This window comes from Butyrivibrio sp. LC3010 (genome assembly GCF_000424385.1).
GTDB lineage: Bacteria > Bacillota > Clostridia > Lachnospirales > Lachnospiraceae > Butyrivibrio.
Genome location: NZ_KE384181.1, coordinates 17,262 through 22,927 on the forward strand (window position 1 = coordinate 17,262; position 5,666 = coordinate 22,927).

Annotated in this window: 4 protein-coding genes; 3 read left to right on the forward strand and 1 reads right to left on the reverse strand. The window is 37.3% G+C overall.

Annotation, left to right across the window (positions count from 1 at the left end):
- The coding region (locus tag G622_RS27110) for a KilA-N domain-containing protein (protein WP_196814254.1) at positions 1-293 on the reverse strand (293 nt) is incomplete at its 3' end.
- A gap of 133 nt (positions 294-426) precedes the next feature.
- Here G622_RS27110 and G622_RS0121065 point away from each other — a divergent pair.
- The 3 genes from G622_RS0121065 to G622_RS25050 all read left to right on the forward strand — a co-directional run.
- Positions 427-1,617, forward strand: a complete 1,191-nt coding sequence (locus G622_RS0121065; protein WP_026512277.1) for an AAA family ATPase — start codon at positions 427-429, stop codon at positions 1,615-1,617.
- Entirely contained in the window at positions 1,618-2,298 is a 681-nt protein-coding gene (locus G622_RS0121070) for an RloB family protein (RefSeq protein ID WP_026512278.1), read from the forward strand.
- A gap of 653 nt (positions 2,299-2,951) precedes the next feature.
- Positions 2,952-5,666, forward strand: a 2,715-nt coding sequence (locus tag G622_RS25050) for an Ig-like domain-containing protein (protein WP_196814253.1), incomplete at its 3' end; no start/stop codon positions are given.

A 5,666-nucleotide genomic window follows, 5' to 3' on the forward strand; every position in this document is an offset into this window, starting at 1 on the left:
TTTGATATTATCCCCTTAGCCTGCATTCTTTCAATCCACTGCTTCGGAGTCATTATAAGTCTGCCGCGTTCATTTCTAACCGATTGGAATTCCAATCGGTTAAAATCATTCGAATTATGAATTTCTTCCCAGACTGCGAGGAAATCGATTGTTGAATACGAGCTCATCCAGTTAGTAATAACCATCCTGGGATCTTCAGAATTCTTGTATTTTGCTATATCTGTAAGGCTGATGTAACTATCATCAGGCTCAGTAACTCCAATAACCCCTATTTCTATTCCATTAGCGTTAATTTATATGAAGAATATCACTATATGTTGCTTATGTCAAAATTTATGTGAAATTTCCGTAATTTTGTTGACGTAACATGCATAAAATGTTATTTTATTATCATAGGAATAATAGGAATAATAGGAGGTTCAAGCCGTGCTAGTTCAGTTTTCTATGAAGAATGTTTTGTCTTTTAAAGATGAAATCACTCTTGATATGACATCCATACCAGCATATAAGGAACATCAGTACAATCTAATCCAAGGAACAAAAGAAAAGTTCTTACGAGTAGCAGCAATCTATGGTGCAAACGCAAGTGGAAAATCAAACCTCTACTATGGTATACAGATGTTCCAAAATATAGTTATGCGCTCTATGAATGCCGTCGGTGAGATTGAGGATAACATTCTGGAAAAATATTATAATCCCTTTGCTTTTGATGATGATTTCTCTCCATCTGAATATCAAATTATTGTCTGTGATGATTCTGCAGAATATAGCTATGGATTTGAGTTTGATGATAAAGAAATTATTAGTGAATGGTTTTATGTCCGGGATTTTGAGAGCAATCGTAAATCAATAATTTTAGAACGCAGTACTGAAGAAATTAAAATGGGGGCTTCGATCAGAAGAGAATGTGACCGATATAAGAATCAGATTTCAAAAGAAGCTCTTGCCCTAACCTTTTTCAGCAGATTATCTCTAAAAACAGAAGTATTTCACAAAGTATTTGCCGAAATTTCTCACATGATGATAGTAGATACTCGCTTTTATGAAAATCCCCGTGTTATGGAACGATTTCTGCCAGATGTAATTGATAATAATAAAGATGAGCTCATCAGGTTTCTCACTGCTATTGATACTGGTATCAGGGATATTTCATACGATACAATCGACAAAAAGATAGAGTTTTTTACATATCATAATGGTAAGAATCAAAAGAAATATAAGCTAAATCTGTATAGCGAATCGCAAGGTACCTTAAAAAGCATAATTATTTTTATTATTGCTTCTTCAATCATTATGCGAGATGGAATTATGATCGTAGATGAGTTGAATATTAAGCTGCATCCTCTACTTCTTAAATTTGTAATTGATTTATTTAACAATAAGGATTCTAGTGCCCAGCTTATTTATACAACACATGACACAACTCTTTTGGATCGAAAATTTTTCAGAAGAGATCAGATCTGGTTTGTTCAAAAAGATGATTATGGGTATTCCAGCCTTTCTGCCTTATCTGATTTCAAGATTCGTTCTGATGCATCGTTTGAAAAAGACTATTTATCCGGAGTTTATGGAGGAATCCCTTCATTATCTGACTATAATGTGGAAGCAGGTGATTGAATGGGAAGCGATGATATTTTTAAAAAGAGACGGGCCGATAGAAAAAAGCGTACCCATGATTTTAAAACGCCTAAGGCAAACTCGTTTCTTATCATTACAGAAGGTGAAAAAACTGAGCCTTATTACTTCAATGGTATAAAAAAACAAATCCTTGAACAAATTGGTGGAACTGTTGATATTATTGAAGTTCCGGAAATTGACATTTATGGACAGGGATCTTCTACTGGGCGACTAATCGAAATTACAGAGGAATGTGTAAACAAGGCGAAAATTATCTACCAAAACATTTGGGTTATTTTTGATAAAGATGATTTTCCGGATTTTGATTCTGCTATTGCCACAGGAAAAAGCAAAGGATATTCCATAGGTTGGAGTAATCAAAGCTTTGAATACTGGATTTATCTGCATTTTAGTTATAGTGATGCAGATTTACACCGGCATGAATGGAACAAAAAACTTAACGAGCTTTTCAAACAATATAATCTGTCTGCAGACGGATATGAAAAAAATCTAAAAGATTTATACGATCTTCTGGATTCTATCGGTGGCGTTGATGCAGCAATCAAAAATGCAAAACGCAGGATGGAGAATTTCAGAGATGGAATTGATACTCCCTCCTCATACGCACCTGGTACCATGGTATACCTTTTAGTTGAACAACTTAAGGCTTATTTGAAATAAATATGGATAATCAAACTTTTTGAGGGTTTTGTGTGTGCTAAACTATATGACTTGTTTGCCATTAAAATCACCTTTCCTTTCGTTATAATTTAGGCTTGAACAACCACATTATAACGGAAAGGTGATTTTTTTGTATAACAAACACCGCGCACCCGCATAGCGGGTGGTTGATATTTCGCACGCTTTGCGCGCTCAACTGGGTCACGACCCATAATAGAAAGAAGTACCTTAGCACTTCTTTCTAAAAACATTAAGCGATTACCCTACCTATCTATTCAGTGGTAATTAATTATCATTATATCGAAAAAAGATAGCATAATAGTTATCAATCTAGTGTCAGCGATTACTTAAAATTATTAAAAAGGATTACCTTTGAAAATGGCAAGCTTCTTACTCCTACACTTCTAAACTTTTCTCCGATTTACACCCAAAACACATATAAATATCTATTTGAAGTATATGAATTGAAAAGCCAGTAAAACACTGACTTTCAATATAAAGCCTCGGCAAATTCAGCGACTTTTATTTCTGAGAGAATTAACGATTATTGCTCACAAATTATTAACGAAAAATCGTCAATTCTCTCAGGGGTAAAACTCCTGACTTTGTCGCGACAAAGGACAAACACATTTCATATGAAAGGGGAAAACTTTATGAAGAAAAACAAAAAGATATGGTCATATGCACTGGCCGCTGCATTGGCTGTAAGTAATTTGAGTGCGGTAGCGATACCAATTACAGCGTTCGCAGCTACAAAAACTAAGGCGACAGCTAATGACGATAATGGTGATGGTGCAATAAAATCCAAATCTCCAATGGATATTAACGGTGATGTTAAACAGGGTGATTCAGTTGATATAACGAATGGTGGCAATGGTTATTATTTCTGCCTTACTGAAAGTGGTGATGTGCCAGTTGTAAGAGAGTACACTAAGAATGTGGCATCAGCAAGCCAAACAGTAGGAGCAATAACTGCAACATTTAAAGATGATGATGAGATAACCATAACTGCTGGATCCGGAGCGAAGATTGGAGATACTGCTAGACTATATGTTGCTGAAACAACGGCAGATATCGAAAATTCCGGTAATACAAATAAGAAGCATGAGTATATAGATTTTACTGTTAAGCCGGCGGCTGACGGATTTGCAAAACAATTGACAGTCACTGCGTCGCCTACTACTTTGGATCCTAAGTCATTTGTTACTTTAACTGCGGTTAAGAATTTAAGTGAAACTCAAAGTGGTAACCTAAATGGCTTTGACGATTATATTGAATGGACATTAGATGATAATACAAACTTTGAAATAAAGTCTTCAAATGCACTTACGGCCGTACTAGGAACAAAGTCAGGTGCCAATGTTTCTGAGGGACAGACAGTTATTGCCAAAGCAACTTATTACAATAGCGAGGGGAAAAAGATTGCAGCAACAACCTCTGCTGGAACAACAATCACTGTCGGTGCAGCTACACAGGATTTCGCACTTACAATCGATAAAAATGAAAGTGGTGTAAAGACTGACGTTACAAATGGTACGATTGATTTTGCCGGAACTGGAAGTGTTGATCTTATTGCTAATGTAGATACAGAGGGATACACAAGCTCAACCTATATATGGAGTGAAGTATCAGACCCTAATAACTTAGTAGCTCTTGGTTCTACTAGTACGAAAGGTACAAAAGCTACTATTTCTGCTGGTACAGGGGAAGCAACATTGCAGTTTAAGGTAACAGGTTCTAAAGATGGATTAAACTATGAATCCATAGCAACGGTTACATTAAATATCACACCTACAGCTGTTGGAACAACAGATATTTCTTTCAATCCTACAACAACAAAGAAAAATCCGTTAAAAATTAAAGCTGGCTCAAAAGAAACCGTGAAAGCAACAGTGTCAACAACAGTAAGTAATGTAGCAAAGACAGAGTATGCATGGACAATTACTAGTGCTGGAACCTATGCAGAACTCCTTAATGCGACAACAGACACGGTAACTATTGTTGGTAAGACAGTTGGTGAGGAAGACCTCGATTTAACTGTAACTCTTAAAGATTCTAATGGAACTGTACTTGATACTGAAAATGCAGCCGTTTACGTAGCAATAGAAGCTGATGAGGTTCCTGCTTCAATTGAAAGAACCACTCTTTATCTTGATGATACAGACCAAAATACGGCTCAGATCACACTATATAGCGATTCAACAAAGAAAGACGAATTACCTGCTAGCGCTTATACAGGGTATACTTTTACTCCAACAACTGGAACAATTGCAACAGTTGATGCAACTGGACTTGTTACAGCAAAAGGTGTAGGTAGTGCAAAGATTAGTGTAGAAAATAACACGACACATAATGTTTCAGAATTCACAGTTAATGTTGTTAACAAAGATGGTGTAAGAGCTACTTCTGTAGAACTTGATAAGAGTAAAGTAGAGCTTAACGGAAAAACACTAACACCTGACCAAATTGTAGCTATAGTTAAGCCGGTTAATACAGCTGATAAGACAAAGGCTGCAGAAATAGGTGGTGTTTCTGTCGTTTCTGATGATGAAGATATTGTGCTAGCTGAAATAGCAAATCCTACTACACCAGATAACGATGATGGAAGTAATGAAACAACAATTATATTGACACCCGTACATGCTGGTAAAACTTCTGTTACAGTATCATCTCTTGATCCACTTAGCACAGCAAAACCTGTAAAGTGTGAAGTTGAAGTTTCAGGTATTGTAGCTATAACAATCGCAGCTGATAAGACAGAGCTGAATATAGGTGAAACAGCTACAATTACAAAAGATGTTGAAGCGTATGGTTCAGAGTCTGATAGCGTAACTTGGAAGAGCTCAGATACATCAGTTGCTACAATTAGCGATGGCGTCGTAACAGCTGTTGCAGGCGGTAAAACTATTATTACAGCTACATCAATAGCTGGAACACCTACTTCAAACGAAATCGAAATCACAGTAAAGAGTGCAGAAGAGACAGCTCTTGAAGAAGCTATCGCAGAAGCAAATGCAGCAGCAGATAAGGCCGTTGCAGAACCTACAGAAGCTAACATTCAGGCAGCTAAGGACGCTGTAGCAGCAGCTGAAAAGGCTGGAGCAACAGCTGAACAGCTTAAGTCTGCAAATGACAAGATAGCTGAAGCAGAAGCAGCTAAGCAGGCAGCTGATGACGCAGCAGCTAAAGAAGCAGCTAAGCAGGCAGCTATCGAAGCAGCAAATACTGCAGCAGAGGCAGCTAAGGCAGATCCTACAGCTGATAAGATTCAGGCAGCTAAGGATGCTATTGCAGCAGCTGTAGCAGCAGGCGCAGAGGCTGATGATCTGACAGCCGCAAATACAGCATTGAAGGCAGCTGAAGATGCT

Bases quoted from the DNA above. Each gene is read 5' to 3' on its own strand.
- G622_RS0121070 (WP_026512278.1), top strand. From the start codon at position 1,618: ATGGGAAGCGATGATATTTTTAAAAAGAGACGGGCCGATAGAAAAAAG.